Genomic DNA, 847 nt, shown 5'->3' with positions numbered 1-847 from the left:
ATAAAAACGATGAAAAACATCCTGAATCGTACAATCCTTACTCATGATTCACCACCTTCCGGGTTGTCGAACGGGCTGCGGATTCCAAGAAGTGTCTTGTTGCTCACATGAAGGTAAACATCTGTAGAGCGAGGATCAACATGTCCCAGAAGTGACTGGATATATTTTATATCTGTGCCATTTTCGAATAAGTGGCTGGCAAAACTATGACGGCACGCATGAGAGGAAACATGACGGTCCTTTGGTTTCACGAACATGAATTGTCATGTTGGTACGTGAAATGTCATCATAATGAAGATGAACAACCTCTGATACACGTAATCCGGAAGAATACATAGTTGCAATAATCGCTTTATGCTTCAGATTCGGAGTGGCGTCAATGATTGCATTTATTTCATCACGGGATAGAACAGCAGGAAGATTTCGCTCTCTTTTCATAGCCGGAACAGTGTCATCATCCCAGAGAATCTTCAGCACCTTTTTATATAAGAACTTGATTGCAGATCGATAGTGATTGTGAGTTTCAGGAGACCTTCCTTCCAGACGTTTGGCAGTAAGAAAACTTTCCGCATCTTCAAGTGTAAGATCAGAAACATTTTTTCCAATCCATTATCTTTATACATAATAAAACCTCCAGAATAAGTAGTGTTAATAATTACATCTACCTATTCGGAGGTGCATTAGCGTCATAATTCCGATTGCGGAAGAGACTGGAAAATGTTATTCTTATCATAGGCAGTGGAGCTTTCTTAGTTCAGTTGTTTCGTGTGGTAACTTAACAATAACGGATTATGAAAAGTAATTCCACTGCTTTTTAATAAAAATAAAACTGCGCCACAGCCTTGGC

The 847-nt window shown here is 39.4% G+C and carries 2 protein-coding genes and 1 pseudogene; all 3 read right to left on the bottom strand.

Annotated features, from left to right (window positions below; genetic code table 11):
• Window positions 1–41: 41 nt before the first annotated feature.
• The gene (locus PGW42_RS16310) at window positions 42–257 is read right to left on the bottom strand and encodes a tyrosine-type recombinase/integrase (RefSeq protein WP_330677083.1); all 216 of its coding nucleotides are present in this window, start codon (window positions 255–257) and stop codon (window positions 42–44) included.
• Entirely contained in the window at window positions 205–438 is a 234-nt protein-coding gene (locus tag PGW42_RS16305) for a tyrosine-type recombinase/integrase (protein WP_330677082.1), read from the bottom strand. The genes PGW42_RS16310 and PGW42_RS16305 overlap by 53 nt, the downstream gene beginning before the upstream one ends.
• A gap of 78 nt (window positions 439–516) precedes the next feature.
• A pseudogene (locus tag PGW42_RS16300) lies at window positions 517–606 on the bottom strand (hypothetical protein); the annotation flags it as partial.
• Window positions 607–847: the final 241 nt, after the last annotated feature.

This window comes from Coprococcus sp. TM115-187 (genome assembly GCF_027679115.1).
In the GTDB taxonomy this organism is placed as follows: Bacteria; Bacillota; Clostridia; order Lachnospirales; family Lachnospiraceae; genus Allocoprococcus; species Allocoprococcus comes.
The sequence above is the reverse complement of the archived record's forward strand: the minus strand, read 5'-3'. Positions and strand labels throughout refer to the sequence as shown.